Source organism: Haloferax marinum (genome assembly GCF_009674625.1).
Taxonomy (GTDB): Archaea; Halobacteriota; Halobacteria; order Halobacteriales; family Haloferacaceae; genus Haloferax; species Haloferax marinum.
The window spans coordinates 1,034,820-1,058,488 of sequence record NZ_WKJQ01000001.1 but is presented as its reverse complement, the minus strand read 5'-3'; the positions used below and the strand labels follow the sequence as shown (position 1 = coordinate 1,058,488).

General features: G+C 62.4%; 24 protein-coding genes. 6 read left to right on the top strand and 18 right to left on the bottom strand.

Going from position 1 to position 23,669, the window contains the following annotated elements:
* Positions 1-6: 6 nt before the first annotated feature.
* Complete coding sequence (locus GJR99_RS05365) at positions 7-276, top strand: DUF7123 family protein (protein ID WP_151110013.1); 270 nt, start codon at positions 7-9, stop codon at positions 274-276.
* A 180-nt stretch (positions 277-456) separates the two neighbouring features.
* On the opposite strand, the gene GJR99_RS05360 is transcribed toward GJR99_RS05365, so the two are convergent.
* From GJR99_RS05360 to GJR99_RS05345, 5 genes are all read right to left on the bottom strand, one after another.
* Positions 457-1,071: a winged helix-turn-helix transcriptional regulator gene (locus GJR99_RS05360; protein WP_151110011.1), complete on the bottom strand. Its 615-nt coding sequence runs from the start codon at positions 1,069-1,071 to the stop codon at positions 457-459.
* A 185-nt stretch (positions 1,072-1,256) separates the two neighbouring features.
* Entirely contained in the window at positions 1,257-2,240 is a 984-nt protein-coding gene (locus GJR99_RS05355; RefSeq protein WP_151110009.1) for a substrate-binding domain-containing protein, read from the bottom strand.
* Between the two features lie 62 nt (positions 2,241-2,302).
* On the bottom strand, positions 2,303-3,751 hold the full coding sequence (locus GJR99_RS05350; protein ID WP_151110007.1) for a hypothetical protein: 1,449 nt from the start codon (positions 3,749-3,751) through the stop codon (positions 2,303-2,305).
* A gap of 164 nt (positions 3,752-3,915) precedes the next feature.
* Complete coding sequence (locus GJR99_RS17375) at positions 3,916-4,068, bottom strand: DUF7560 family zinc ribbon protein (RefSeq protein ID WP_191967071.1); 153 nt, start codon at positions 4,066-4,068, stop codon at positions 3,916-3,918.
* Positions 4,069-4,161: 93 nt separating this feature from the next.
* The gene (locus GJR99_RS05345; protein ID WP_191967070.1) at positions 4,162-4,794 is read right to left on the bottom strand and encodes a helix-turn-helix domain-containing protein; all 633 of its coding nucleotides are present in this window, start codon (positions 4,792-4,794) and stop codon (positions 4,162-4,164) included.
* A gap of 228 nt (positions 4,795-5,022) precedes the next feature.
* On the opposite strand from GJR99_RS05345, the gene GJR99_RS05340 reads away from it, so the two are divergent.
* The 3 genes from GJR99_RS05340 to GJR99_RS05330 all read left to right on the top strand — a co-directional run bounded on the left by GJR99_RS05340 (position 5,023) and on the right by GJR99_RS05330 (position 7,463).
* Positions 5,023-5,676 carry a hypothetical protein gene (locus tag GJR99_RS05340; RefSeq protein ID WP_154325944.1) on the top strand — a complete coding sequence of 218 codons (654 nt, stop codon included), beginning with the start codon at positions 5,023-5,025 and terminating at the stop codon, positions 5,674-5,676.
* 198 nt (positions 5,677-5,874) lie between these two features.
* Positions 5,875-6,885 carry a hypothetical protein gene (locus GJR99_RS05335; protein WP_151110002.1) on the top strand — a complete coding sequence of 337 codons (1,011 nt, stop codon included), beginning with the start codon at positions 5,875-5,877 and terminating at the stop codon, positions 6,883-6,885.
* A gap of 56 nt (positions 6,886-6,941) precedes the next feature.
* Positions 6,942-7,463, top strand: a complete 522-nt coding sequence (locus tag GJR99_RS05330; RefSeq protein ID WP_151110000.1) for a CoxG family protein — start codon at positions 6,942-6,944, stop codon at positions 7,461-7,463.
* Positions 7,464-7,532: 69 nt separating this feature from the next.
* Here the strand turns inward: GJR99_RS05330 and GJR99_RS05325 are convergent, their stop codons facing one another.
* The 6 genes from GJR99_RS05325 to pyk form a co-directional block, all read right to left on the bottom strand.
* Entirely contained in the window at positions 7,533-8,786 is a 1,254-nt protein-coding gene (locus GJR99_RS05325; protein WP_151109998.1) for an SPFH domain-containing protein, read from the bottom strand.
* Between the two features lie 95 nt (positions 8,787-8,881).
* A complete protein-coding gene (locus GJR99_RS05320) occupies positions 8,882-9,475 on the bottom strand; it encodes an NfeD family protein (protein WP_151109996.1) in 594 nt (197 codons plus the stop codon).
* A gap of 97 nt (positions 9,476-9,572) precedes the next feature.
* Positions 9,573-10,703 carry a restriction endonuclease gene (locus GJR99_RS05315; RefSeq protein WP_151109993.1) on the bottom strand — a complete coding sequence of 377 codons (1,131 nt, stop codon included), beginning with the start codon at positions 10,701-10,703 and terminating at the stop codon, positions 9,573-9,575.
* Complete coding sequence (locus GJR99_RS05310) at positions 10,700-12,439, bottom strand: DUF7282 domain-containing protein (RefSeq protein ID WP_151109991.1); 1,740 nt, start codon at positions 12,437-12,439, stop codon at positions 10,700-10,702. Before GJR99_RS05310 ends, GJR99_RS05315 begins: the two co-directional genes overlap by 4 nt.
* Positions 12,440-12,597: 158 nt before the next feature.
* Complete coding sequence (locus GJR99_RS05305; RefSeq protein ID WP_151109989.1) at positions 12,598-12,819, bottom strand: DUF7312 domain-containing protein; 222 nt, start codon at positions 12,817-12,819, stop codon at positions 12,598-12,600.
* A gap of 43 nt (positions 12,820-12,862) precedes the next feature.
* Positions 12,863-14,620, bottom strand: a complete 1,758-nt coding sequence (gene pyk, locus GJR99_RS05300; protein WP_151109987.1) for a pyruvate kinase — start codon at positions 14,618-14,620, stop codon at positions 12,863-12,865.
* Positions 14,621-14,810: 190 nt separating this feature from the next.
* Here pyk and GJR99_RS05295 point away from each other — a divergent pair, with 190 nt between their 5' ends.
* A complete protein-coding gene (locus tag GJR99_RS05295; protein ID WP_151109985.1) occupies positions 14,811-15,632 on the top strand; it encodes a cytochrome b family protein in 822 nt (273 codons plus the stop codon).
* 40 nt (positions 15,633-15,672) lie between these two features.
* Here the strand turns inward: GJR99_RS05295 and GJR99_RS05290 are convergent, their stop codons facing one another.
* The 4 genes from GJR99_RS05290 to GJR99_RS05275 form a co-directional block, all read right to left on the bottom strand.
* The gene (locus GJR99_RS05290) at positions 15,673-15,966 is read right to left on the bottom strand and encodes a hypothetical protein (protein WP_151113862.1); all 294 of its coding nucleotides are present in this window, start codon (positions 15,964-15,966) and stop codon (positions 15,673-15,675) included.
* A 101-nt stretch (positions 15,967-16,067) separates the two neighbouring features.
* Entirely contained in the window at positions 16,068-16,373 is a 306-nt protein-coding gene (locus GJR99_RS05285; RefSeq protein ID WP_151109983.1) for a hypothetical protein, read from the bottom strand.
* A gap of 83 nt (positions 16,374-16,456) precedes the next feature.
* On the bottom strand, positions 16,457-18,529 hold the full coding sequence (gene metG, locus GJR99_RS05280; protein WP_151109981.1) for a methionine--tRNA ligase: 2,073 nt from the start codon (positions 18,527-18,529) through the stop codon (positions 16,457-16,459).
* 258 nt (positions 18,530-18,787) lie between these two features.
* Positions 18,788-19,465, bottom strand: coding sequence for a LiaF transmembrane domain-containing protein (locus GJR99_RS05275; RefSeq protein ID WP_151109979.1), 678 nt, complete (start codon positions 19,463-19,465; stop codon positions 18,788-18,790).
* A 130-nt stretch (positions 19,466-19,595) separates the two neighbouring features.
* On the opposite strand from GJR99_RS05275, the gene GJR99_RS05270 reads away from it, so the two are divergent.
* A complete protein-coding gene (locus tag GJR99_RS05270) occupies positions 19,596-20,459 on the top strand; it encodes a DUF5694 domain-containing protein (RefSeq protein WP_151109978.1) in 864 nt (287 codons plus the stop codon).
* A 585-nt stretch (positions 20,460-21,044) separates the two neighbouring features.
* Here GJR99_RS05270 and GJR99_RS05265 read toward each other — a convergent pair.
* The 3 genes from GJR99_RS05265 to GJR99_RS05255 form a co-directional block, all read right to left on the bottom strand.
* Entirely contained in the window at positions 21,045-21,611 is a 567-nt protein-coding gene (locus GJR99_RS05265; RefSeq protein ID WP_151109976.1) for a YqaA family protein, read from the bottom strand.
* Between the two features lie 118 nt (positions 21,612-21,729).
* A complete protein-coding gene (gene mfnA, locus GJR99_RS05260; RefSeq protein WP_151109974.1) occupies positions 21,730-22,803 on the bottom strand; it encodes a tyrosine decarboxylase MfnA in 1,074 nt (357 codons plus the stop codon).
* Between the two features lie 116 nt (positions 22,804-22,919).
* Entirely contained in the window at positions 22,920-23,663 is a 744-nt protein-coding gene (locus GJR99_RS05255; RefSeq protein ID WP_151109972.1) for a CPBP family intramembrane glutamic endopeptidase, read from the bottom strand.
* Between the last annotated feature and the right edge of the window lie 6 nt (positions 23,664-23,669).

Below are 23,669 nucleotides of genomic sequence, written 5' to 3'. Positions count from 1 at the left end.
GTAGATATGAGCACCACTGCCACCGCAACCGCAGTCGAGGGCGACGTCCTCGACACCACGAGTTCTCTCTCCGAGAAACAACGTCGTATCCTCCAGTATCTCCGGCAGAACGCGGAGTCACAGATGTACTTCAAATCGCGTCTCATCGCCGAAGACCTCGACCTCACGTCCAAGGAAGTCGGCGCGAACATGCGCCCGATTCTCGACGGCGACTTCGACGTGACCGTCGAGAAGTGGGGCTACTCGTCGGGGACGACGTGGAAAGTCACGGTCTGAGAACTCACGGAGGACCCCCTCCCACCACACGCCCCCGGAACGCTGGTGTCTCCCCTCACGCGTTCCACCATCACCCTGGCATTCTCTTTCCTTCGCAGTACTCCGTCCTGAGCGGCGGCGCTATTCGTGCAGATTTCGTCGAAGAGAGGGTGTTGGTTCTCGTTTCAGTGTTCGCCCGCGTCAGGGGTCGAACCGAATCAACCCTGCGGCGTCGTTGGCGAACGCCGCGGCGTCGGCACCGAAGGAGTCGGCGTATCGAATGAGGAGCGTGATGACCGTCTCTGGTTCGCGGACGGCGTAGCCATCCTCACGGGAGAGCAGGCCAACCGCATCGAGTTCTTTGGCGTACGTGCTGACCGTCGCCCGCGACACGCCAAGTCTGTTCGCGAGTTCGCTCCCGGTGGCGTCTGGGTCACGAAGCAGGTGGACGAACATTCCGCGCGGTGTGTCACGCCGGAGATAGCCGAGTGCGACCTGTTCGAACTCGGAGAACCGGCCGGCGACGAAGAAGCGTTTGTAGTCGCCGTCGCGGCGAACGTCGAGGGTTCCGTCGTCGACGAGGTTCCGAAGGTGATACTGAGTCTCGCCAGTTCCCAGTTTCAAATCGTCGCGTACCTTCGAGAAATGCGCGCCCGGCGTGGACGCGACGTACCCGACGATGGCGTCGCGCGCGTCACTCGACCCCGTCTCGTCGTCATCTCGCGTTCCGAGGCCAACGAGCGGACTCGCGGCACCGAGGGCGGCGAAACGACGGAGCGTCGCGCGCTTGTCGTCGTCTATCTGTCGATTCGACATCTAGGTGGACATACGATACGGCCTCAAGAAAAGCGCTTCGCCACGGTAGCCGGTCGGTCGACCAGACGGTTCGGTGGCGTGACGATTTGGCGGTGCAGCGTCACCGCCAATCGACGACGACCGACTCCGTCGGCTCTCCCCGTACCGCTTCGAGAGACCCGCGACGCTGATGCGTGGTGCGACGGTCATCCCTCCCCCGGACCGAACCACTGCTGGTCGATGTGGTCGGTCGCGAACAGCGACTCGACGTCGTACGCCTCGGCGGCGACCCGCTGTTGGTGGGCGTACGAGAGCAGCGTCTCCAGCGTGGCGACGTTTCGCTCCGTCAGGCCGTACTCCCACGGGTCGTCGCCTATGAGCTCTCGCTGCTTGTCGACGAGAGGCTTCGACCACGCCAGCGGCATCCACCGTGGGTGGTCCAGTCCGTCGAGGGCGGCCTGTTTTGCCTCCTCGAAGGCGTCGAAGAGATTCTGTGCCACCCATGGATGGTCGTCGAGCACCTCGTCTCGGACGACCACGGTGTGCATGATGGGGAAGATGCTCGTCTCTCGGAAGTAGCGTCTCTCGGTCTCGACGGGGTCAGAGAACAGTCGCTCTGCCGCGTCGGTGTCGAGGTGGACGGGGGTGAGAACGGCGTCGACGTCACCCGACTCGACCATCGATTCGAGCTGCGGCATCGCGCTGGCCTCCGGCGGTGCGCGGTACTCGATGTCGAACCCAGTGGTGTCGGTGGGGACGATTTCGGTCCCCGTCGCGACCCACTCGATCGACTGGAGGTCGACGCCGTGACGCTCCGCGAGGATGCCACGCTGCCAGATTCCGGTCGTCGTCTGCCAGTTGACGATACCGACCCGAGAGTCGGCGATGTCGGCGGGTGTCTCGATGTCCGCGTCCCGTCGCCGGTAGATGTAGGCGTGTCTGAACCGACGGTACGGGAACACGGGAATCGCGGTGAACGGGAACTCCTCGGGCGCCCGTCGGGACGCGAGGTACGTCCCCATCGACATTTCGCAGACGTCGAACTCCAACCGCTGGGCCATTCGACGGAACCGTTCGGGGTTCGGGTAATCGACAGTGGTGAGCGAGACGCCCTGCGGTTCGACGCGGCCGTCTCGAAGCGAGCGAGTCCACTCGTAGGGGTAGCATGCGAGGGTGAGGTCAACAGTCATGTGTAAGAGAGTGTGGCGGTCGGCGGCGCGGTGCGACGGCGCGGAGAGTCATTGGCGCGTCGTCACTCGGTGACTTCGAACGCGAAGTGGAACGCGGGCAGTGGGCGCACCGGGTGGTTGTCGAGGTACGAGAGGTGGGGCTTGATCTCGAAGTTCGGCTCTTCGTCTCGCATCTCGAAGATGCAGGGGTACGCGTCGATGAAGTGGTAGCCCGGTTCGCCGGAGGCGCGGATTTTGATGTGCGTGATACCGTTTTCTTCCTCGTCGTCGACGCCGCAGACGTAGCCGATTGGCTTGTTGTCGTAGACGAAGTACGGCGCGTTCTCGTAGACGGTCCACCCGATGCCGGTTATCTTGATGTCGATTTCGGTGCCGACCGGTCCTTTCTTCGGCGAGATGTCGACCACGTCGGGTTGCATCATGAAGCCGGTGATGGCGACGGACGTCCCGTCTATCTCCGCGGTTATCGGTCGGGTCGACCCGACGTCCCGTGGGATTTCGACTTCCACCTGGAACGACCCGTTCTCGTCGGTGGTCACCGACGGAAGCACGTCCGGTTGCGGCACAGGCGTGATGGGGATTCCCTTCACGCGGTGGCCCTGGTGGCGGTACCACACGAGGTCGACCTCCTCATCCGACGGGAAGTTCTCGCCACGGATGAACGCCGTGGTCCCCGGCTTGCCCGACGTGGGCGTGATTTCGAGTTCGGCGTCGGTATCCTCGTCGATGTCGGGGTAGTGGACTTCGAGGGGCGTCTCGTCGAACTGCGCGTCGATCCACATGGATTCGGGTTCGCCCTCGGGTTCGGTCGTCTCGACGGTCCACGACGACTGTCGCCCCCCGGCGACCGGACCGTACGGTGATTGCGTGTTGTTCTGGAGGAACGGGACGCCGCGGTAGTTCCGCCAGACCTGCACGACGTGCTCTCCGACGGGTCCCGCCGCGCGGATTTGGGCCGTCGCCTTCCCGTTGTTCATCACGCCGGTCATGAATCCGACCATCCCGTTGTCCCAGGTCACCTGATAGTTGTTCGTAAGGGGGTTGGGGCCGAGGCCGTACCCCGTGATGGTGAAGACCTCGCCGAGCGGTGCCGTGCGGTTCTCTATCTCGAAATGCGGCGTGACCTCGATTTCGCCCTGTCCGAGGTTCGTCCCGTCGGGCGCGCGGAGTTCGACGGTGTGGGCCCCACCGTAGTCCTCTGGAATCTCGATGCTCTCGTCGAACTTCCCGTCGGCGTCGGTGGTGACCGTCGTGAGTCGTTTCTCTTTGGACTGGTACTGCGGTCCAAGTATCTCGTTGGCCTTGAGGACGCCCCAACTGCCGTTCACCGAGTGCCAGACGACCGTCAGCTCGATGGACTCTGGGAGGTTGCGACCGAGCAGCGTCACCTCGTCGCCGACGTAGGCCTCCTGTGAACCCATCACGAGCGTCCCCGAGGCTGGCGTCTGCCGTCTCCGATGTTGGCTGAGCTTGTCTTCGAGTTCCGCGGAGATGTCGGTATCCTGCGCCATAATTATAGATGCGAGTTCGGTCAACGACCACTTACGGTCGTTTGGGGAATATGAAGTCCTTTATATTAGTGGTCGGTTGGGCGACAGTTCACCCCGCTTACGCCGTCGGTCTGGATAGGTGGACGCGTCGTCGAGACACAGGTCGTCGAGGTACAAGCCGGCGACTACGATTCGGCCTCGGCGACCATCTCGAAGGCGTCGTCCGTCACGGGCGCGAGGCACAGCAGACAACCGTCGTCGAGGACGTACCTCCGAACTCGGTCGTCGACGACGACGTCGGCCCCACAGGACGGACAATGGAACTGGTGACGTGACATCGTGACAAATGACACATCGTTCTCGAAGGGGCAATCCGTTTGCCTGTAATGTTTAGATAATAATGTTCGAACGGTGGTTCATCCCTCGAACGCTCACTGCAGGCGGTCGGGTTCGAACTGCTTGCAGTACTTTTTGATGAGCCGTCTGTTGACGGCGTTCAACCGCTGCGAGACCGCGGACGACGAGATGTCGAGTTCTGCGGCGAGGTCGTCGAGCGTCGCTTTGCGGGGGCGTTCGTAGTAGCCAGTCTCCAGCGCGCAGGTCAGCGCAGACTGCTGTTTGTCGGTCAATACAGGTGGGTCGTCCGTCTCTTCGTCGATCGAGAGGATTCGGTCGACGGACACTGTCGCTCCGGCCTCTCGGAGTTCTCCAACGAGGGTGGGCAGTCCCGACCGGTCCGGAAGCGTCACCGAGTAGACCAGCCGGCCGTCCCGGCCCTTCTCCAGCGTAGCGATACAGTCGTGATTCGCGAAGACGTAACACGGACACTTCGAGCACGGCGAGTAGGCCCGGTACTCGCACTCGCCGTCACGGGAAACAATCTGCTGACAACCTGCCGTATCGGTGGTACCGAGACAGAACGACTGGCGAATCGGCGTCGGTTCCGGTGTGGGTGGCGCACACTCCACCGTCTCGTCGGGCCGAATCGACAGCCGTACGTCGATGGGCTCCGCGTCCCTTCCGTCCGGCTGTTTAGTCCAGAAATCACCCTCAGAAGCGGACATACTCGTACGTTCGGAGTGCCCCGCCATGAAAGACGGGTGGCCTTCTTAGGAAGTGAGAATTCTACGACAGGACGTGTGGGAAGTGCGAATTCTACGACAGACATCTGAGTCTTCTCCGAACGGATGCGTCCGTCGGAAACGCGGGCGCACACACGGGGCGCCGTGGGGATAAACCCCTGTATTCTCCAAACCGGAATTTACGGTCCCGTTTGCTGACCATTCACCATAATGCGCAACGAACCGACCAACGAAGACGGAAGCACCGAGTCGACTCACGACGGTGGCGACGCGCGAACCGGCCGCCTCTCGCGACGTCGACTCGTGGCCGCCGGGGCGTCGACCTGGCTCACCATCGGCGTCGCGGGGTGTACCGGCGACAGCAACGACGACGGGGGCGACGACGGGGGCGACGACGAGACGACATCCACCACGGTTACGAACCGGACGACGCAGACCTCGCCGACGACCACGTCGAGTCCCACGGATGGGGAGACGGAGGCGCCGACGCCGACTCCGACCGAGACCACCACGTCGTCGGGAGGGTCGGGGACGACGACGACCTGCCCGTCGGAATCGCTCTTCCCTGTTGGGTCGCCCGTCGGGTTCCTCGTCGGCATCTTCGAGACCGATTCGGGCGAAATCATCGGTCCTGGTGACCTCGAAGAAGTGAGTGTGCGGTTCCCCAACGCAGACGTACCGCCGCAAGAACTCTCGTGGGACGGCCCTCACGCCGACCACATCGAGAACCAGTGGGGTGGCAAACTTCCGAGCACCGATGACCTTGCCCCCGGCGACTACAGCTACGATGTCGTCGTCGACGCCGGGTCGGACGAGGAGGTCGTTCAGACCGGCCAGTTCACTCTCGTCGACGTCGACGGCTAACCAGCGCGACCCGACCGTCTGACACCGACCGAACTGATTTTCGCGTGCGGTCGCCGAACACCAGACACCGACCGAACTGAGTTTTAGCCCCCCGCTTCCGACTGGGTAGTGTCGTCGCCGCACTTCGGTGTAGTTGAAAAATATCTGTATATCGCAGAGTCACCTTTAGTGAATGATTGTTGGATGGTACGAACGGAGATGAGCAACGACAATTCCGACCGTGACACGGCCGACCCCACAGACGGGGGCGGCGGTACCAGTACCGTACTCCGGAGTCGCTCAGCGGCGACGAGGCGGAAGTTCCTCGCGACGAACGCCGCCGTCTGGACGAGCGCGGTCGTCGCCGGGTGTAGCAGTCAGGGCCAACAGGAAGACGAGACGACTGAAGCCCCGACCACGACAGAGACGCCTGAACCGACGAAGAACTACGTCCTGAGCGAGGACCTCATCGCCGGGTCCGAGGGCCTCCCGAAAGACGCCGGCCTCGTGTCGGCTTGTGCGCCGACGCGGACGTTCATGCCAGGCATGCATGCGGTCTTCAAAGTCGGCGTCTACGACCCCGAAACCGGCGAATCGGTGGGTAACGACACCATCGACGGCGTAACCGTCAAGATGGACAACGGCGTCACCGTCGACCTCACGTGGGCCGGCGACGACGAAGAACACCCACACCCCTACTGGAACGGCTCTTGGACGATTCCCGAAGACGCCGACCCAGGTACCATCAAGTACTCCGTAGAACTCACCGGCGAAAACATCGAGTACCAGAACGTCGAGGTGGCCGCCGACGAGTTCTCCATCATCGACGACTTCCACCCGAAGAACTACGTCGTGACCGACGAACTCGTCGCCAGTGGGGCCGTCCCCGAAGGCGGACTGGTCTCCAGTTGTGGGACGTCCCGGACGTTCGTCCCAGGCATGACCGTCGTCTTCGACGTCGGCGTCTACGACCCCGCGACTGGCGAACCGGTGAGCAACGAGACCATCGACGAGATGGTCGTCGAGATGGACAACGGCGTCACCGTCGAACTGCAGTGGGCTGGTGACGACGAAGAACACCCCGCACCGATTTGGGGAGGCTCGTGGGACGTTCCGGAGGACGCCGAACCGACGGACGTCACCTACACGATAAACATCACCGACGAAGAGAACAACTACCGCGACGTCAACGTCGAAGAGAACACGTTCAGCATCGTCACGCTTGAGTAACTGACCCGTCGCCTCCGTCGGTCTCCTCCGACGGCTGCGTCGGCTTTCCACGAACCATGAGTAATACCGATACTACAGCAACCGAAGAAGAGTCGTCTGCGGAGTCACCGTCGGGCGACAAGCGCCTCGAATTCGCCGACGCCGTCGAACTGCCCACCGACAAAGATAGCGTGTGGGAACTCATCTCCGACCCAGAAGTCCTCTCGTCGTGCGTCCCCGGTGCCGAGGAGATAGACCGACGCTCTGAACGCGTCTACGACGTCCACATCACGCGTGGCGTGAGCCACCTCACGGTCTCGCTCGAGGGAGAAATGGAACTCGTCGAGATGAACGAACCGGACTGGGTCGTCGCCAGCGGCGTCGCACACGACACCAAGACCGGGAGCGATTTCGACATCCTCGCGGCGATGGAGATGACGGAGGGAGACGACGGAACGACGATTCTCTCGTACTCTGCGGAAGTCGGGTTCTCCGGAGGCGTCTCGTCGCTCGGCACGGGACTGCTCCGTCCCATCGTCAAACGCGACGTAGAAGCCTACTTCGAGAACGTCCGCACTCGCGTCGACGCAGAAGAGTAACCCGCCGCGTTCCGCCCAGTTCGGTCGCGTCTCGCACCGTGCGGCCGACGGGTCGCGAACGCTGTCGTCCTATTCGAGGTCTTTCTCGAACGCCATCTCAGACTCGTCGTCGGTTTCGTCGTCGCTCTGTTGGCCGTTGGACGTCGCCTCTGTCTTCGATGTTTCGTCCGTCTCGTCAGCCTCCGAGACGACTTCGTCGGACGATTTGATCGGTTCTTCTTCTTCGTCCACCTCGGCGATGACTTCGTCGGGCGATTTGATGTCGTTGACCTCTGCACCGGCCTTGATGGCCTCTGCTTCCTGTTCGAGTTGTTCGACGTCCATCTCGGCGGCCTGGTCGATTTGGCCGAGGATGTCGTCGATGTCGTCCAGCCCGATTAGTTCGCGGGTCTCCTCGTCGAACTGCATGCTGGAGAGGCCCTCCATGTCCTGTACGTCGGACCCGGTCAGCTGTTTGCCGTACCGGCCGAGGAGTGAGGTGAGCTCCTGCGGGAGGACGAACGTCGTCGATTCGCTCTGGCCGATGTTCGCCAGCGTCTCCATCCCCTTGTCGATGATGGCGCGTTCGCCCATCGACTCGGCGGATTTCGCTCGGAGAACCGTCGAGATAGCGTCACCCTGTGCTTCGAGAATCTGCGACTGCTTTTCACCCTGTGCGCGGATGATGTTCGACTGCTTTTCACCCTCTGCCTTCTCGACCGCAGAGCGCCGTTCACCCTGCGCTTCGAGAATCATGGCACGACGACGACGTTCGGCGGAGGTCTGCTGTTCCATCGCCTGCTGAACGTCCGCACTCGGATTGACTTCGCGGACTTCGACGGATTCGACGCGGACGCCCCACTCGTCGGTCGGTTCGTCGAGTTCCTTGCGGATTCGGGCGTTGATTTCCTGTCGCTTGTTGAGCGTGTCGTCGAGTTCCATGTCACCCAGGACGGCGCGGAGCGTCGTCTGGGCGAGGTTGGAGACCGCACGTTTGTAGTCGTCGACTTCGAGGAACGCCTTCTTGGCGTCCATGACTTTGATGTAGACGACGGCGTCGGCGGTCACCGGTGAGTTGTCGCGCGTAATCGCTTCCTGACGGGGGACGTCGAGCGTCTGCGTACGCATGTCGAACGCGTAGGTACGCGAGACGAACGGCGGGATGAAGTTGATACCTGGTTCGAGGAGGCGTCGGTACTCCCCGAAGACCGTGAGCGCCTTCTTCTCGTAGGCGTCTACGATCTCCACCATCTGGTACACCGTGACGACGGCGAGAGCGAGGACGAGAAGGCCGGCGACGGCACTTCCCAACCCGAGTCCCACCTGGAGAGCAAGTAGGTCCATAACCTCGTCTAGGGTTGGCCGTATGATAAGTATTCGTGTACCAAACCAATCACGTCACACGGTTTTCTCCGTGACGGGGTGGAGGTGAGCGTCGGTCAGATTCGTTCTACGTCTTCGGGTTCTCGCTCACGTTCGTCCCGCTCACGTGCTCTTCGGGCACGTTCTCTGGCGAGTTCTCGGTCGATTTCGTCCTCACCGGGGCCGATTCCTTCGACGGTCACGACGTTGCCGCCGCCGGGGTCTACGACGACAACCTCACTCCCCACGGAGAGTTCACCGTGGACCGACCGAGCAGCGTAGTACGGATTGAACCCGCCTTCGTCGAGTTTCACTTCTCCCTCGGTCGGGGTGACACGTTCGGTCACCCGTCCTATCTTCCCTTTCAGTGCCTTCGAGTCGCTCGTCCGACCTTCTCCTTTGCCACCGTAGAGGTCGAACTCGCGGTAGCCGTACAGTGCGAGGGCGCCGAAGACGAACACGAGGAGACCGAGGACGAGTGGCGTGGCGAACGGCCCGATGACTAGCCCGACGAGTCCGGCGGCGAGGAGTGCGACGCCGAGGACGACGAAGTGTGCGCCGGGTGCCATCGCTTCGGCAAGAGAGAGTCCGAGACCGGCGAGTACCAAGAGTAGCGGCAACGTCTCGGGACCGACGAGTCCCGTCTGTAACGGAAACGGCGGGTGTGCCATAGGTGCTCTAGGGCCGTCGTCCGATTAAGGGTTGAGGGTAAGTCGTGTCGAACTCGGCGATTCGGAGACGTCGACTCGGCCCACGTCGAAGCTGTAGTCAGTCAGTTTCGTCCGGTTCGACCGGAAGCGACTCGTCGTGGACGAAAGCGACTGTGTCGCCACCAGCGTCGCGGACGAGAACGGTTCCTGTCGACGCGTTCGACGGGACGGTAAAGACCGTCCAGACGGTCTCTGACTCGTTCGGTGCGAACAACCCACCGTTCGCGAACCCAGTGGTGTTCGAGAGTGGTTGGTGGCCGTACCGGACGCCGTCGGATTCGAACACGAGGTCGGTCTGCGAGAACGACCCAGGCGAGGACCCTGTCACGGAGACGTTGAGCGCGACCAACACGAACTGTTTGCCGTCAGGAGCGGTGTACGACTCGTTTCCGACCGCGACAGACTCGGTCGTCTTCGCATTCCACTGCGCGACCAACTCTGCCGACGAGGGAGGCGCACTCGAGAGGGCCGACACCCCGACACCGCTCTGACCGACAGGCCCGCCGAGACCATCGACCATCGGGCCGAGGGCCGCCACCGACCCGAGTGCGAGGACCAACAGCAAGACTGCGACGACGACGACCCGGACACTCGGCGGCGACCCCGATTTGAGGTCGTCGAGCGACGACGGAAGTCGGTCACGGAGGGACCCACCGTCGTCGTCACCACCATCGTCACCACTCGTGAGCGACTCGAGTCGTTCACGGACGCCGTCGAGCGGGAGCGCCGAGATGGCGTTCTCGAGTGGTTCGGGGACGTCGAACGGAATACCGAACTCGACTTCTGCGGTTTCGTACACGTCGCCGTCTGTGTACTGTTTGACCGTCTCTTCGAGCCCTTCGTCTTCGACCGTCTCACCCAACGTGTCCAAATCGAGGAGCGTCACGTCGTGTTTGGTCGTAAAGCCTCGAACTTCGTCCGCGAACTCGCCTTGCGTCGCGATGGCGACGACGTCTATCTGTCTCTTTTTCGCGTGGGCGACGAAGCCTCTGACGTGGTCTTTCTCGACGGTCGCCTCGGCAGCAGGGAGGACGAGCATCAGGCCCTTCGTCCCGTCGCCACGCTGTCCCTGAACGAGGTAGCGCCCTTCGCCTCGTGGTTGTACGTTCGTCTGCCAGTTCCGTTGCGTCCAGAGGTCAGAGAGGAACCGGACGAACTTCGTCGATTCGAGTTCGACGAGTCTCGTCATCGTCGGTCACCTCCCACCTTTCGCAGTCGTACAAGCAACCCTGTGACGACGAGTGCGACGACCGCAAGTGCTGGCGAGAACGGAATCCCCGTGTTCGTCCCGGCGACTGCCGGGTCGAGCGGCGTCCGTTCGACGACCGGATACGGTGTGGTCGTCGCCGTCGCCTCCGAAGCGGGTGATTCGTCGGTCTCCGGCGTTCGAGTCGGTGTCGGCGTTGCCGTCGGTGTCTTCGCGTCCGGTTCGAGTCTGACCATCGCGTCGTCCGCGACGACTGTGCCGTTGACACTCGAGTTCTCTCGGAACGGGAGGTCGACTTCGGCCGAGAAGTTCCCGTCTCTGTTCCGGTCGGCGTAGGCGACTGCCAGGAGTTCGCTGTCGGTCAGTTGCCGGCGGTCGAACTCCACGACGACGTTCTCGTGTCGCCCCGGTGGGAGGTACGCACTCGTTCCCAGCAGTTCTTCGTCGGGTGTCTCGACCTGAATGAACCCGCCGACCGAGAGGTTCACTTCGCTGATGGTGACGAACGTCCCGTCCGTCTCCTGGTCGACGAATCGCAGCGCGGCGGTGGATTCGTGGAACGTCATCGTCGTCTTCGTCTGGTCGCGGTACTCGCGAATCCACATGGGGAAGACGAGGCCGCGGTCTTCGGGTGCGAACGTGAGGTTCGTGGCGAGCGTTCCGTTCTCGGTGACGGTCATCGGAACGAGTCGCAAGAACGGTTGGCCGGGTGCGCGTGCACGGAGTTCGAGCACGGTGTCGGGTGCCAGCGTCGTCTCGCCCGTGACGTTGACCGTGAGCGGCTCCCACGGGTAGATTGTCTCGTCGTCGACGGCCATCGACACCGACGGTTCGACGAGGTGCACCGGTGTGCGGGCGGTGATGGTGTCCGCTTCGACGAGTTCGTTGTGTTCGCCTTGGAGCGTCACCGCCAGTTCGTAGTTCTCTCGGTCGCCTTCGAGTGGGAGGTCCGAGGTGTCCCACAGAACGTAGACGGCGTCGTTTTCGAGGTCAGAGACGACCGTCGCGCCGTTCTCGGGCGTCGCGAGGAACGTCTCTTGCTCGTGGTTCGGGCGGACTTCGAGTTGGTTCAGCGAGAGTTCGACGCCGTTGGAGTCCGGTCCACCGGAGACGTTTCCGGACGCGAGCGCCGATTCGAGGCCACTCTCGTCGAGGCGGAAGACGGCGATGTCGCCTCTGGCGACGACCGTTCGCTTCGTCGAGGCGGCGCGAATGGCACTCACCGACGGCGTCGACTCGGCGTCGGTCAGACTCGCCGGAGCGACGAACGTCGACGCCGACGTGTTGCCACGTGGTTCGACTTGGAGTTGGCCGATAGCGCGTTCGACGCCGCCGATGGTCACGTTCATCAGATAGGTCGTCGGTTCGAGTGGTCGCTGAAGTTCGGCAGTGTGGAGCGTCTTGTTTCCGCCGCCAGAGACGTACGTCTCGGGGCCACCGGTCGAACTGTAGGTGTCGATGGTGACCGTCGTCACGCCTGCACCGGTGAGTTCGACGGTCAGGTGGTAGCCGTAGTCGTCGCCGCCGACGTGGAGGACACCGGGTTCGGAGTGTCGAACCCGAATCTCGACGATGTCACCACGCGTGACGGTGGTCACGTCCTGTTCGAACGAAGCAGTTGGCTGGTCGGCCGCGGCGGTGGGCGTCGGAACCCACAACGCCGCGGTGAGAATCAACACGGCGACCATGGCGGAGGGTGCGCGGACTGCGTAACTCATGTGGTGTTCCCGGTTGGGGTTGGCGGCGATTTCGCTCGGGGTTACATAAATCAAAAGGCCCGATTATCAAAACGGAAATTCGCTCTCTCGGCAAGGGCGAGACGGGGACCAACAGGGGGCAGTTTGGAACCGAACGACGAGACGAGGTTCGGACGCCGTCAGATAGCGTTGGGGAACACTGTGATGACGATGAGACCGACTGCGAGCAGGACGCCGAGGACGACGAAGACGACGTTCTCCGGATTCGGCGACTCCGGTTCGATGGGGAGCGCCTCCGGTCCGTCGGGCGAGTTGTCGACGATGCCGTCGGGGCCAACGTCGTCGATACTGAACCGCCACTCGCCTTCGTCTTCGGTCTTCGGTTCTGAAGAACGGGACATCACTGTCAGATAGGAGACGCGGCGGGAAAGGGCTACCGCACTTCTATCGGCCGTCGTACTCGAAGCCGATGACGTCGCCTTCGTAGACGATGCCGCGTTCGGCGTGGAGCGTGACGGTCGAACCCTCCGTCACCGTGACCGGGAGCGGTGCACCGGAAACCATCGGGATGTCGAGTTCGCGTGCGACGAGTGCCGGATAGCCGGTCATGCCCGCGCGGGCGTCGATGATTCCTGCGAGTTTGTCCGCGTCGCCGTCGAACTCGCCGTCGAAGTCGGCGGCGAGGGCGAGAACCGCACCTTCGGGAACGTCCGAGAGGTCACCGTCTGTCGTCCGGTAGAGCGGCCCTGCGACGCGCCCGCCGACGATTTTGCGGCCGGTGGCGATAGACTCGGCGGCGACGTGCACTTTGAGCATGTTCGTCGTGTTCGTCCCTTCGAGTTCGGTCATCATCCCAGAGAGGACGACGATGGTATCACCGGATTCTGCGGCGCCAGCGTCGAGGGCGGCGGTGACGGCGTCGTCCATGACGGATTCGACGCTCGTACTGTAGTCCGAGTATTCGGCCGAAGAGCCCCACAGGAGGGCGAGTTGGCGTCGCGTCCGGTCGTTCGGCGTGACGGCGACGACGGGAACGCCGGGGCGGAACTTCGCCGTCTTCCGGGCAGTGTACCCGGACTCGGAGACGGCGACGATAGCCGCCGCGTTCACGTCACGGGCGAGGTAGCGTGCCGAGCGAGCGAGTGCTTCCGTCCGCGACCCCTCGATAGCGGTCGGAACACGCTGTTCTTGGCTCTCGTCGTACTCGGGACTCGCTTCGACCTCTTCGACGATGCGAGACATCGTCTGGACGACACGAACGGGGTGGTCACCGACGGCCGTCTCACCGGAGAGCATCACGGCGTCGGTGCCGTCCAGAACGGCGTTGGCCACGTCGGACGCCTCGGCGCGGGTCGGGCGACGCGAGTGGACCATCGAGTCGAGCATCTCGGTCGCCGTGATGACGGGGACACCGGCGGCCTGTGCTTTTCGGATGGTTCGCTTCTGAATAATCGGGACCTCTTCGAGCGGACATTCGACACCGAGGTCGCCGCGAGCGACCATCACGCCGTGGGCGGCCTCGATAATCTCGTCGAGGTTTTCGACTGCACCGGCGCGTTCGATCTTCGCGATGATAGGGATGTCCGCACCGAGCGATTCGAGCGTGTCGCTGATGGTGTAGACGTCTGCTGCGTCGCGGATGAACGAGGCGGCGACGAAGTCGACTTCCTTCTTTGCGGCGAGTTCGAGGTTCTCGTAGTCGGAGTCGGTGATGAGGTCGATGTCGAGGTCGACACCAGGAACGTTCACACCCTTTCGGGCACCGAGTTTGCCACCGGAGTCGACGGTCGCGAAGACAGTGCCGTCTTCCACTCGGTCCACCGTCGCTTCGATACGGCCGTCGTCGAGGAGGATGGTGTCACCGGACTCCGCAGCAGAGATAGAGTACGAGAGGCCGATTGCGTCGGGCGTCGCGTCGTCACCTTCGAAGAACTGGACCTCAGAGCCCGTTTCGAGATAGATGTCTTCGTCGATTGGGGCCGTCCTCACTTCGGGGCCCTGCAGGTCGAGCATGGCCGCGAGCGGTTCGTCGGTCGCATCGTCTACAGCACGGATGCTATCGATAACGTCCGACCGGTGTTCGACGGTTCCGTGACTCGCGTTCATCCGGGCGACGCTCATCCCAGCGTCGGCGAGCCCACGAATCGTCTCTCGGTCGAACGAGGCGGGACCGAGTGTACAGACGATTTTTGCGTTGCGCATAACCCTGACTACGACCGACCAATAAAAAAGCCCGATGAAAAACTCGTTTGTGAGTAAGTCATTCACACATATAGTCTATGTAGTGCACCAGTCGAACGTCCTCCGACGAGACTGAACCGGTGAATGTCTCGAAAACACTAGTCTGAGGGCTTGTCGCGCACTTTTTCTGTGCTCGAGCTAATACTGTAGTATGTCTCCGACCGACGAGTCTCCGCTCTGGACAGACGGGGGGACTGACGACGGTGGCGACTCACCGGAAACTGGGTCGCCAACGACGGATGGTGGGCTTCCAACCGGACCAGTCCCACCTGACAACGAGACGCCGACGTGGGCGGAGCGTAAGGCCCGAACCACCGGACTGTCCCGCCTGACGTACGAGTACTTCGAACGCTCGCGATACGAAGACCAGACGGTTCGCCAGTCGTCGGACTACATCGAACGAGACGTCCTGGCGTTCCCGACGTGGCCCCACGAGACGGTTCGAAACCTCTCTATCGCGTCGTTCTTCGTCGGGATGATTCTGTTCCTCTCGGCGACGATGCCGCCGCACATCGGCGCACCCGCGAACCCGAGTCAGACGCCGGCCATCATCCTGCCCGACTGGTATCTCTACTGGTCGTTCGGGCTGCTCAAACTCGACCCGTTGAATCCCGAACTCGCCATCCTCGGTGGGCAGAAGATTATGGCCGACCGGACCTACGGTGTCCTCGCGAACGGTGTCGTCGTCGGCTTCATCGCCATCGTCCCCTTCCTCAACAAGGGGTCCGCACGCAGACCGGTCGAAGAACCGTTCTGGGCCGCAGTTGGTGTCTTCGGCGTGGTGTTCGCGCTGACCATCTCGCTCTTGGCAGTCAAGAACCTCATGCCGATGAACGTCAACTTGCTGTTCGACTTGACGTTCCTGCTCCCCATCGTCTTCGGGACTATCACCTACGCGGTGCTCAAGACGATGCGTGAGGGCTACATGTACAACCTCAACCGCCGCTACTACCGACTTCGTCCGCCAAAATAGGCGGCTCAGTCGCTAGCTGCGATTACTGAACCGCGACCGCCTACTGAACCGCGACCGCCGTTCGGTAGATACCGCCGTCGTACCGGACGTATCCGGGGTCGACGAACTCGTTTCGGTCGGTCCCTTTGTGGATGGTCGTAGACCCACCTTCGCCGAGTGCTCGCTGGAAGGCGTCTTTCTGCTCCGGCGAGAGGTTGTCGTACGAGACTGCGCCTTCTCCCTGCGGGAGTTCGTCGACGCGTTCGACGGTCAGTTGGCCGGTTCCGTTGCTTCCACCGAGACACCCTGCGGTGACGACCAACAGAAGCACGGCGAGTGAGACGCCCAGTCGCATAGATGGGGGTCGAACGTCGTCACTCATAGTGACTCCGATACGATGCTGACATTCGAAGGAAGATGTTCGGGACGCGGGCGTCCGTCGGTCGTTTTCGGCAGTTACGAAGAGACAGTCGTGCGGTAGATGCCGCCGTCGTACCGGACGTATCCGGGGTCGACGAACTCGTTCCGTGCTGACTCGGTGGGTATCTCGACGGGCGAGTCGGTCGTGACCGCTTCTTCGAACGTCGCTCGCTGGTCTGGGTCGAGGTTCTCGAAGGCGACAGCGCCTTGGCCCTGTGGAAGTTCGTCGACGCGTTCGACGGTCAGCGTGCCGACCCCACCGCTGGTGACGGCGGCGACGACACCGACGACTGCGACGAGCGCGAATACGATTCCGACTGCGGTTCGTCCACCGAGTTCCATAGACGACGCTGAGGAGGCAGCACTGATAGCCCCTGCGGTCCTGGTTCGTTGGGCGGTGGAAAACGAGACTCGGCAGGTCGCAGTTACTGGACCTTCGTGCCGGGCGTCGCGTCGTCGTAGGTCGTCAGCAGGTCTGCTTCGTCACCGGCGGCGAGCAGCATGCCGTTGGACTCCGTGCCGAACAGTTCGGCCTTCTCCAGGTTGGCCACGATGATGACCTTCTTGCCGGGGAGTTCCGACAGGTCGTGGAGTTGCTTGATGCCGGCGACGATTTGGCGCTCTTCGACGCCGATGTCGACGGTCAGTTTGGCGAGTTTGTCCGCGCCATCGATGCCTTCGGCGGAGAGAATCTCGCCGACGCGCAGGTCGAGGTTCTGGAACTCGTCGAACGAGATGCGGTCGTCGGCGATAGGTTCGAGGTCAGCGTCGTCTGCCATACTCTCGTCGCCGTCCTCCTCGGACTCGTCACTTTCGGATTCCGTCGCAGCGACGCGCTCGTCGAGTTTCTCGTTGAGCGCCTCGACGCGTTCGTCTTCTATCTTCTCGAAGAGTGCCTCGGGTTCGTCGAACGACGCCGGCGGCGCGGCGAGTGCGTCGTCGATGTCCGTGTCGGCCACGAGGCCCGCTTCGCCGAGTTGCTCCCAGAGCGCCTGCATCTTCGCGGGCGCGACGGGCTGGAAGATGACGGCGACGGCCTTCGCAATCTGGACGCAGTCGCGGATGACCTGTGCGGCCGCTTCGGGGTCTTCGTCGGTGAGTTTCCACGGTTCGTTCCGCTGGATGTACTCGTTGCCGAACTGGGCGAGGCGGACGGCGGCGTTGCCGGACTCGCGGATGGAGTAGTCGTTGATGGCCGCGCCGAACTCGTCGATGGCTTCCCGAATTCGGTCTTCGACTTCCTCGGAGACGTCTGCCTCGGGCGTCCCCTCGAAGTTGCGGTAGGCGAAGAGCATCGACCGGTAGAGGAAGTTGCCGACGGTGCCGACGAGTTCGCTGTTGACGCGCTCTTGGAACTTCGACCACGAGAAGTCGACGTCCTGTTGGAACCCGCCGTTCGTGGCGAGGTAGTACCGAAGCAGGTCGGGGTGGAAGCCTTCGTCGAGGTATTCGTCGGCCCAGACGGCGCGGTTCCGCGAGGTGGAAAAGCCCTTGCCGTTGAGCGTGATGAACCCGGAGGCCATGACGGCGCGTGGTTCGATGTACCCCGCACCCTTGAGCATCGCCGGCCAGAAGACGGTGTGGTGCTGGATGATGTCGCGGCCGATGATGTGGACGATGTCGCCCGATTCTTTCCACGCTTGCTCCCAGTCGAACACGTCGGCACCGACCTTTTCTGTGTACTGCTTGGTCGACGAGATGTACTCGATAGGGGCGTCTACCCAGACGTAGAGGACCAAATCGTCACCTGCGTCTCCAGGGTAGTCGATACCCCAATCCATGTCGCGGGTGATACACCAGTCTTGGAGTTCGCCTTCTATCCACTCTCGTGGCTGGTTCTGGGCGTTCGAGGTGCCCTCGACTCGATTGATGAACTCCTGAAGGTACTCCTGGAGGTCGGAGACGGCGAAGAACTTGTGCTGGCGCTCGCGGTACTCGGCGGGGTTGCCGGTGAGCGTCGACGTCGGGTTCTCTATCTCGCCGGGTTCGAGGTGGCGGCCACAGCCTTCGTCACACTCGTCGCCGCGGGCGTGCTCGCCACAGTACGGGCACGCGCCTTCGACGAATCGGTCGGGAAGCCATTGGTCCGCGTCGGGGTCGTAGGCGACGGGAATCTCTTTCTCGTAGACGTAGCCCTCGGCTTCGAGCGTTCGGACGATTTCCTGCGTGAGTTCGGTGTTCGTCTCGTCGTGCGTGTGGCCGTAGTTGTCGAAGTCGATGTTGAATCGGGGGAACGTCGCTTCGTACTTCTCGTGGTGGCGGAGTGCGAACTCCTCGGGCGTGACACCCTCTTTCTCGGCGTTGACGGCGACGGGCGTGCCGTGCATGTCCGACCCGCTGACGAAGGCCGTCTGCTGGCCGAGCTTTCGCAGCGAGCGACTGTAGATGTCGCCGCCGACGTACGTTCGAAGGTGGCCGATGTGGAGGTCGCCGTTCGCATAGGGCAACCCACACGTCACCACCGCTGGGTTCGTTGTGGGGAATTCCTCGTGGCTCATATGTGTCGTGTATCTCGGATGCGGGCCTAAAGCCCGCCGGTACGGGTGCGTCTGTCGGTCGATGCGATGCAACCTCGGGGTTCACCGAATTCGCCCCCGCCTCGCGTTACCGAGACGGACGCCGAAGACGGGTCCACCCGTGGCTAAAAGAGGGGACGCATACGCATGTTGTCCGGACGCAAGACGGTCACACCGCTACTGAGACAGAGGAGAGATAAAAAAGACGCGCCTCAGACGCCGCATCTGGGTAAGAGCGACTCAGTCCTTTATCGAGACGCCGCCGAACGCACAGAACCCACTGACGACGAGGTCGACCGCTTCGTGTTCGAGTTCGCGCCGTGGGCGTTCGTCTTCCGCCCCGCCGAAGATTGGAATCACGTCGATTTGGACGTTCCAGTCGCGCGGGACCGTGATTTCGGCACCGCCGAACAACGCCGTGACGTTGATTCGGGCGGTCTCTTCGAGTTCGACTACGTCGCGGAGGTCTACCTCGACGGCACCGAACAGAGCAGTGAGGGCCCCGCCGGTGAACCGACTGGTCGTCACGCGCGCGTTCCGACCGCCGAAGATGGCCACGAGGTCCACGCGTTCACCGGTGACCGGTTCGACCGAGGACCGGACGCGACCGAGGACGACCGAGAGGCCGAGGATGACGAGGAGGAGCGGCCACAGCGACAACACCTGCGACCCCGTCACGAGGTCGAGGGCGACCGCTTGCCACGCGCCGGCGATGGCGATGAGGACGAGTGGCCCACCGACGTTTCGGAAGCCACTGGCGACGAGTGCGTACAGGCCGACGAGTACGAACAGCGACGGGATGTACCGGAACAGGCCACTCGTGTCGTAGAGACCGGTGCTGTTTGCGAGCAGTACGAGGCCGACGACGACGATTGCGCCCCCGACGACCACCTGATTCGAGATGCGTCTGTATGCCATACTAGAGATACGCCATGTGAGGAGATAACCAGCGATTCTGATTCTCGAGATTGTCGAAACGGGCGACGCGTATGCAGATACCGTGGCGGCCGACCCGTAGATTCATGGCAGAATGCTGATGAGTGTGTGTATGAGTCGGCAACAGTCGTCTGACACCCCTCCAGAAGGGTGGCCTCGATGTGAGTCGGGTCCGGTCGAGGTGATGCTCCTCGGGACGTATCACATGGACAATCCTGGATTAGACGTCGCCCAACTCGACGTAGACGACGTACTCCACCCCGAACGACAGGCCCAGTTGCGAACCACCGTGGACGCGTTAGAGGGGTGGCGTCCCGACCGGGTTGCCGTCGAACGGCCGTACGACCGCGCAGACGAGGTGAACGCCATCTACGACGAGTATCGGTCTGGCAAGCGGTCGTACGACGCCGAAGAAGAAATCGAGCCTCCACACCCGTCCCGGAACGAACTGACGACGGAGTGCCGGAGTGAGGTCGTCCAACTCGGTTTTCGATTGGCTGACCGACTGGACCACGAACGAGTGTTCCCCATCGACTATCCGATGACGCTCGCAAACGAGGCGTACGAAGAACTCGCAGAAGATGGGTTCGAACCCGAAGAGAAGATACAGTTCGACCAGCTCGACGTCTCCGAGTTAGAGCGAGAGGTTACAGAACAGATTGCCACCTCGTCGATTCAGGAGTTCCTCCTGTGGCAAAACCGAGAGCGAAACCTCGGAGTCCAATCGGCTGGGTTCTTCGGGGAGTCACTTCGCTGGGGACGTGAAAATAACTTCGGGGGGCCGAAGCTGGTTGCGACGTGGTACGACCGGAATCTCCGGATGGTGCACAACCTCTGGCGAGCAATCGAGTCGGAAGACGAACGAGTGCTCGTCGTCGTCGGCGCGGGTCACGTCCACATCTTGCGAGAACTGCTCGAGAAGACGCCGATGTTCTGTCCAGTGAGTCCGTTACCGTCTCTCGAAGAGGCGATGTAGGACGACAGAAACAGCTCTATTGAAACCCTCTGAGTTTGACAGGTGTGGCGTGCAACATACAGAGGGTGAGTTCAGCGAAGGATTCACTATTTGTTTCTTTGCTCCCCATGTTGCAGAAAGATTGAACATAATGTCAGTTGTACGTATAGAAACGATGGGGAACAATGGAGCCATGGACTTGACCAGTTTGACAAAAAATCAGAAGACGATACTGAAAGTGCTAGCAGACGCTGAAGGTAAGGCTCTCTGGGGTGTTGAGGTACGTCGTCGGCTTCGAGAGGATTACGGGGTAGAACTCACAAAGAATGGAATGAACGCTGCAACACGTCGAACTTCGAGATATCCTAGACAAATGGTCGTTATCAAGTGGGTCGATAGCGACGAGATCGAAGGCAGTACTAGACATGCCTCGCACCGACTCAAGCAGGAGTACATCAGTGAGGTACGCAAGCAGCTACAGTAAACCGGTTTAATCGGTGGGAATGGTGGATTGTTAGATATGCGCGCTGTATTCAGCACGGTTTCGACAAACTATCAGCGACTGATGATTTCAACAGAGCCACAGAAACGACTCGCGACGACGATTCAGAGGAACGCGAGTGCGGCCTCGACGCCGACGACGGTCACGATGAGGCGGCCGGCCGACCCGACGAACGTCGCCGCGGCGAACTTGAGGTAGTCGTCTTCGAGGACGGCGAAGGCGTAAATCGAGAGCGTGTCGGGAAACCCAGGGACGCAGAGCGCGGCGGCGAGACCGGCGTAGCCCCACTTCTGGGCGATTTCGATGGCTCGTCGCTCGGTCCACCCCATCACGTCTACGGGGAGTCGTTCGAGCGCCCGCTCGACGATTCCGGACTCTTTCGTCTCGTGGCCGATGTAGAACGCGAAGACGCTTCCGGCGGATTTTCCGGCACCGCTGACGACGATGATGACCGCCAGTTTCGCAGTCTCCGAGAGGCCGAGGTTGAGGGGGGCCAAGAGGACGATCTCACTCACTCCTGGGAGGGCAAAGGCGATGAGGAACGAGTAGACGAAGATGATTGCCAGCCCGAACCACCCGGTGGCCGTCTCGACGAGTGACGAGAGCCACGAGAAGTCGGGATAGATTCCGAGGGCGAGGTCGGAAAGCGGCACGAGCACGGGGAGGGTCACACCAGTCACTCGCAACCAATCAAATGTAAGCCTTCAGGTTTCGGTAGAGACCCCTTGGCGCGCAGAACTGTCTTCTCTCGGTGAGGGTCACGGTGAACGAATAGTTCGGCTCGGCGACTTAGTTCCGTGCCGGACCGCTGCCGACGTCGTCGAGGTCCGCGAGGAACGCTCGAAGCGACTCTCGGGAGACGTGTGGCATGCAGACGACACGGAGTTCGTCGCTCGCGGTGCGAGAGATACGCCACCCGAGGTCACGGAGTGATTCGAACTCCGCGTCCGGGATGGGGGCGGCGACGAGTGGGAGTTCGGGTTCGACGCCGTCGTAGCCACGGGCGACGAGTTCGTCGTACAACCACTCGGCGTTCGCTTGCTGTCGTTCGTACACCTCGCGGTAGCCATCGGGCCACAGTTCGCGCATCGCGGCGGCCGCAGAGGCGACGCCCGCTCCACTTCGCGTCCCGGTGAGCGTCGCCTGCGACGTGGATTCGAGGTACGGCGTATCGACGGCGAGCGCGTCCAAGAGTTCTCTCTCGCGAAAGAGGAGGCCGCCGGCGGGAACGACTGCCTGTCCGAACTTGTGCGGGTCGATGGTCATCGAGTCGATGGGCGCGTGGGCGAACGACCACTCGTGGTCGGTGAAGGGGAGGACGAACCCACCCCACGCAGCGTCGACGTGCATCGTGGCCCCAACGTCGTGGGCGATGGTCGTCAGTTCTGGAATCGGGTCGACGCGGCCGAACTCGGTGGTTCCAGCGACACCGGCGACGAGGATGGTGTGGTCGTCGACGGCCTCGGAGACGGCGTCGACGTTCGCCCGATAGTCGGCGTCGACGGGGACGGTCCGTAACTCGACACCGAGCACGTCGGCGGCTTTCTGAAAACTGAAGTGGACGCTCTCGGGGGCGACGACGTTCGGGTCGTCGTCACGGGCGTGGTTGCGCGCGGCACGAATCGCCTGAATGTTGGCCTCGGTTCCACCGCTGGCGATGTATCCATAGGGAGAAGACAGTCCAGTAATCTCGCCCAGAGACGCGAGTGCGTCGTCTTCGAGTGCTGCGACCGCCTGATAGGTCGCGGGGTCGCCCGGATTCGTCGCCAAGAACCGCGCTGCGGCCTCGCGGGCGGCAGGGTGCGGTTGGGTACACATCGAAGAGAGGACGCGGTCGAACTCTTGCGGTGCCGCGCGCTGCATGCCCCTCTGTAACCGCAGGCTCAGTATATCGGTTCCGCTCCAGTGCGGGGAGTCGTCCTGCGACACTGGGGCCGGCCGACGCCTGCGAAAACTGTCTCACTCGAAGACGACCGACGTCACCCGAGGACGAACGACGAGAGAAACAGCGTCGCGTTGTAGAGTCCGTGGACCGCGATGGGGACGGCGAGGTTCTCCGTTCGCTCGTAGACGTAGCCGAAGACCGACCCGACGAGAAACAGGGCCGAAAGCGGGACGAGAATCACGATACCGCCGCCGATGAAGTTGAACGCGTGGAGCGACGCGAAGATCGCGCTGGCGAGGACGATCGCCCCGAGTGGGCCGAACGTCTCGCGTAAGCGCCCCTGAACGGCACCTCGGAAGAGCAACTCTTCGGCGGGAGCGATGACGAAGATAGAGAGGAGCGCGAGTGCGACGAGAATCGTCGGGTCGACACCTGCGGCCTCGCCGACGACCGACTGAACCGGACTGAGGTCGACGAACGTCGATGCGGCGACGAGCAGTGCGACGGCGGCGAAACTGCCGACGAGGCCGAGAGCCACCCACCTGAGGTCTGTCCGCGTCGGGAGACTCACCGAGACACCGCCGAGGAGGGCGATCGAGACGAGGATGCCGACGAGTGCGAAGGCGAGTTGTGACGGTATCAGCGCGAGGATGAGGAACGTCGACCCTGTCGGGTCGATAGCGATGTTTCCGACGAGGAGCGGGACGAACAGCGCGAACGTGAGGACGACACCGAGGATGATGGCGGCGGCGACGACGGCGACAGCGACGATGACGGCGCGAAGGCGGTCGGTTACGTTCGACTGACTGGTGGAGGGGGAATCGACAGCGGTGGACATGGTAGT

Coding starts and splice junctions, on each gene's coding strand:
- GJR99_RS05320 (WP_151109996.1), bottom strand. CDS start 9,475: ATGGCACACCCGCCGTTTCCGTTACAGACGGGACTCGTCGGTCCCGAG.
- GJR99_RS05345 (WP_191967070.1), bottom strand. CDS start 4,794: ATGTCCGCTTCTGAGGGTGATTTCTGGACTAAACAGCCGGACGGAAGG.
- GJR99_RS17375 (WP_191967071.1), bottom strand. CDS start 4,068: ATGTCACGTCACCAGTTCCATTGTCCGTCCTGTGGGGCCGACGTCGTC.
- GJR99_RS05310 (WP_151109991.1), bottom strand. CDS start 12,439: ATGAGTTACGCAGTCCGCGCACCCTCCGCCATGGTCGCCGTGTTGATT.
- GJR99_RS05290 (WP_151113862.1), bottom strand. CDS start 15,966: ATGCGACTGGGCGTCTCACTCGCCGTGCTTCTGTTGGTCGTCACCGCA.
- GJR99_RS05350 (WP_151110007.1), bottom strand. CDS start 3,751: ATGGCGCAGGATACCGACATCTCCGCGGAACTCGAAGACAAGCTCAGC.
- GJR99_RS05355 (WP_151110009.1), bottom strand. CDS start 2,240: ATGACTGTTGACCTCACCCTCGCATGCTACCCCTACGAGTGGACTCGC.
- GJR99_RS05270 (WP_151109978.1), top strand. CDS start 19,596: ATGAGTCGGCAACAGTCGTCTGACACCCCTCCAGAAGGGTGGCCTCGA.
- GJR99_RS05335 (WP_151110002.1), top strand. CDS start 5,875: ATGAGCAACGACAATTCCGACCGTGACACGGCCGACCCCACAGACGGG.
- metG (WP_151109981.1), bottom strand. CDS start 18,529: ATGAGCCACGAGGAATTCCCCACAACGAACCCAGCGGTGGTGACGTGT.
- GJR99_RS05315 (WP_151109993.1), bottom strand. CDS start 10,703: ATGACGAGACTCGTCGAACTCGAATCGACGAAGTTCGTCCGGTTCCTC.
- GJR99_RS05340 (WP_154325944.1), top strand. CDS start 5,023: ATGCGCAACGAACCGACCAACGAAGACGGAAGCACCGAGTCGACTCAC.
- GJR99_RS05330 (WP_151110000.1), top strand. CDS start 6,942: ATGAGTAATACCGATACTACAGCAACCGAAGAAGAGTCGTCTGCGGAG.
- GJR99_RS05275 (WP_151109979.1), bottom strand. CDS start 19,465: ATGGCATACAGACGCATCTCGAATCAGGTGGTCGTCGGGGGCGCAATC.
- GJR99_RS05365 (WP_151110013.1), top strand. CDS start 7: ATGAGCACCACTGCCACCGCAACCGCAGTCGAGGGCGACGTCCTCGAC.
- pyk (WP_151109987.1), bottom strand. CDS start 14,620: ATGCGCAACGCAAAAATCGTCTGTACACTCGGTCCCGCCTCGTTCGAC.
- mfnA (WP_151109974.1), bottom strand. CDS start 22,803: ATGCAGCGCGCGGCACCGCAAGAGTTCGACCGCGTCCTCTCTTCGATG.
- GJR99_RS05295 (WP_151109985.1), top strand. CDS start 14,811: ATGTCTCCGACCGACGAGTCTCCGCTCTGGACAGACGGGGGGACTGAC.
- GJR99_RS05305 (WP_151109989.1), bottom strand. CDS start 12,819: ATGTCCCGTTCTTCAGAACCGAAGACCGAAGACGAAGGCGAGTGGCGG.
- GJR99_RS05285 (WP_151109983.1), bottom strand. CDS start 16,373: ATGGAACTCGGTGGACGAACCGCAGTCGGAATCGTATTCGCGCTCGTC.
- GJR99_RS05255 (WP_151109972.1), bottom strand. CDS start 23,663: ATGTCCACCGCTGTCGATTCCCCCTCCACCAGTCAGTCGAACGTAACC.
- GJR99_RS05325 (WP_151109998.1), bottom strand. CDS start 8,786: ATGGACCTACTTGCTCTCCAGGTGGGACTCGGGTTGGGAAGTGCCGTC.
- GJR99_RS05360 (WP_151110011.1), bottom strand. CDS start 1,071: ATGTCGAATCGACAGATAGACGACGACAAGCGCGCGACGCTCCGTCGT.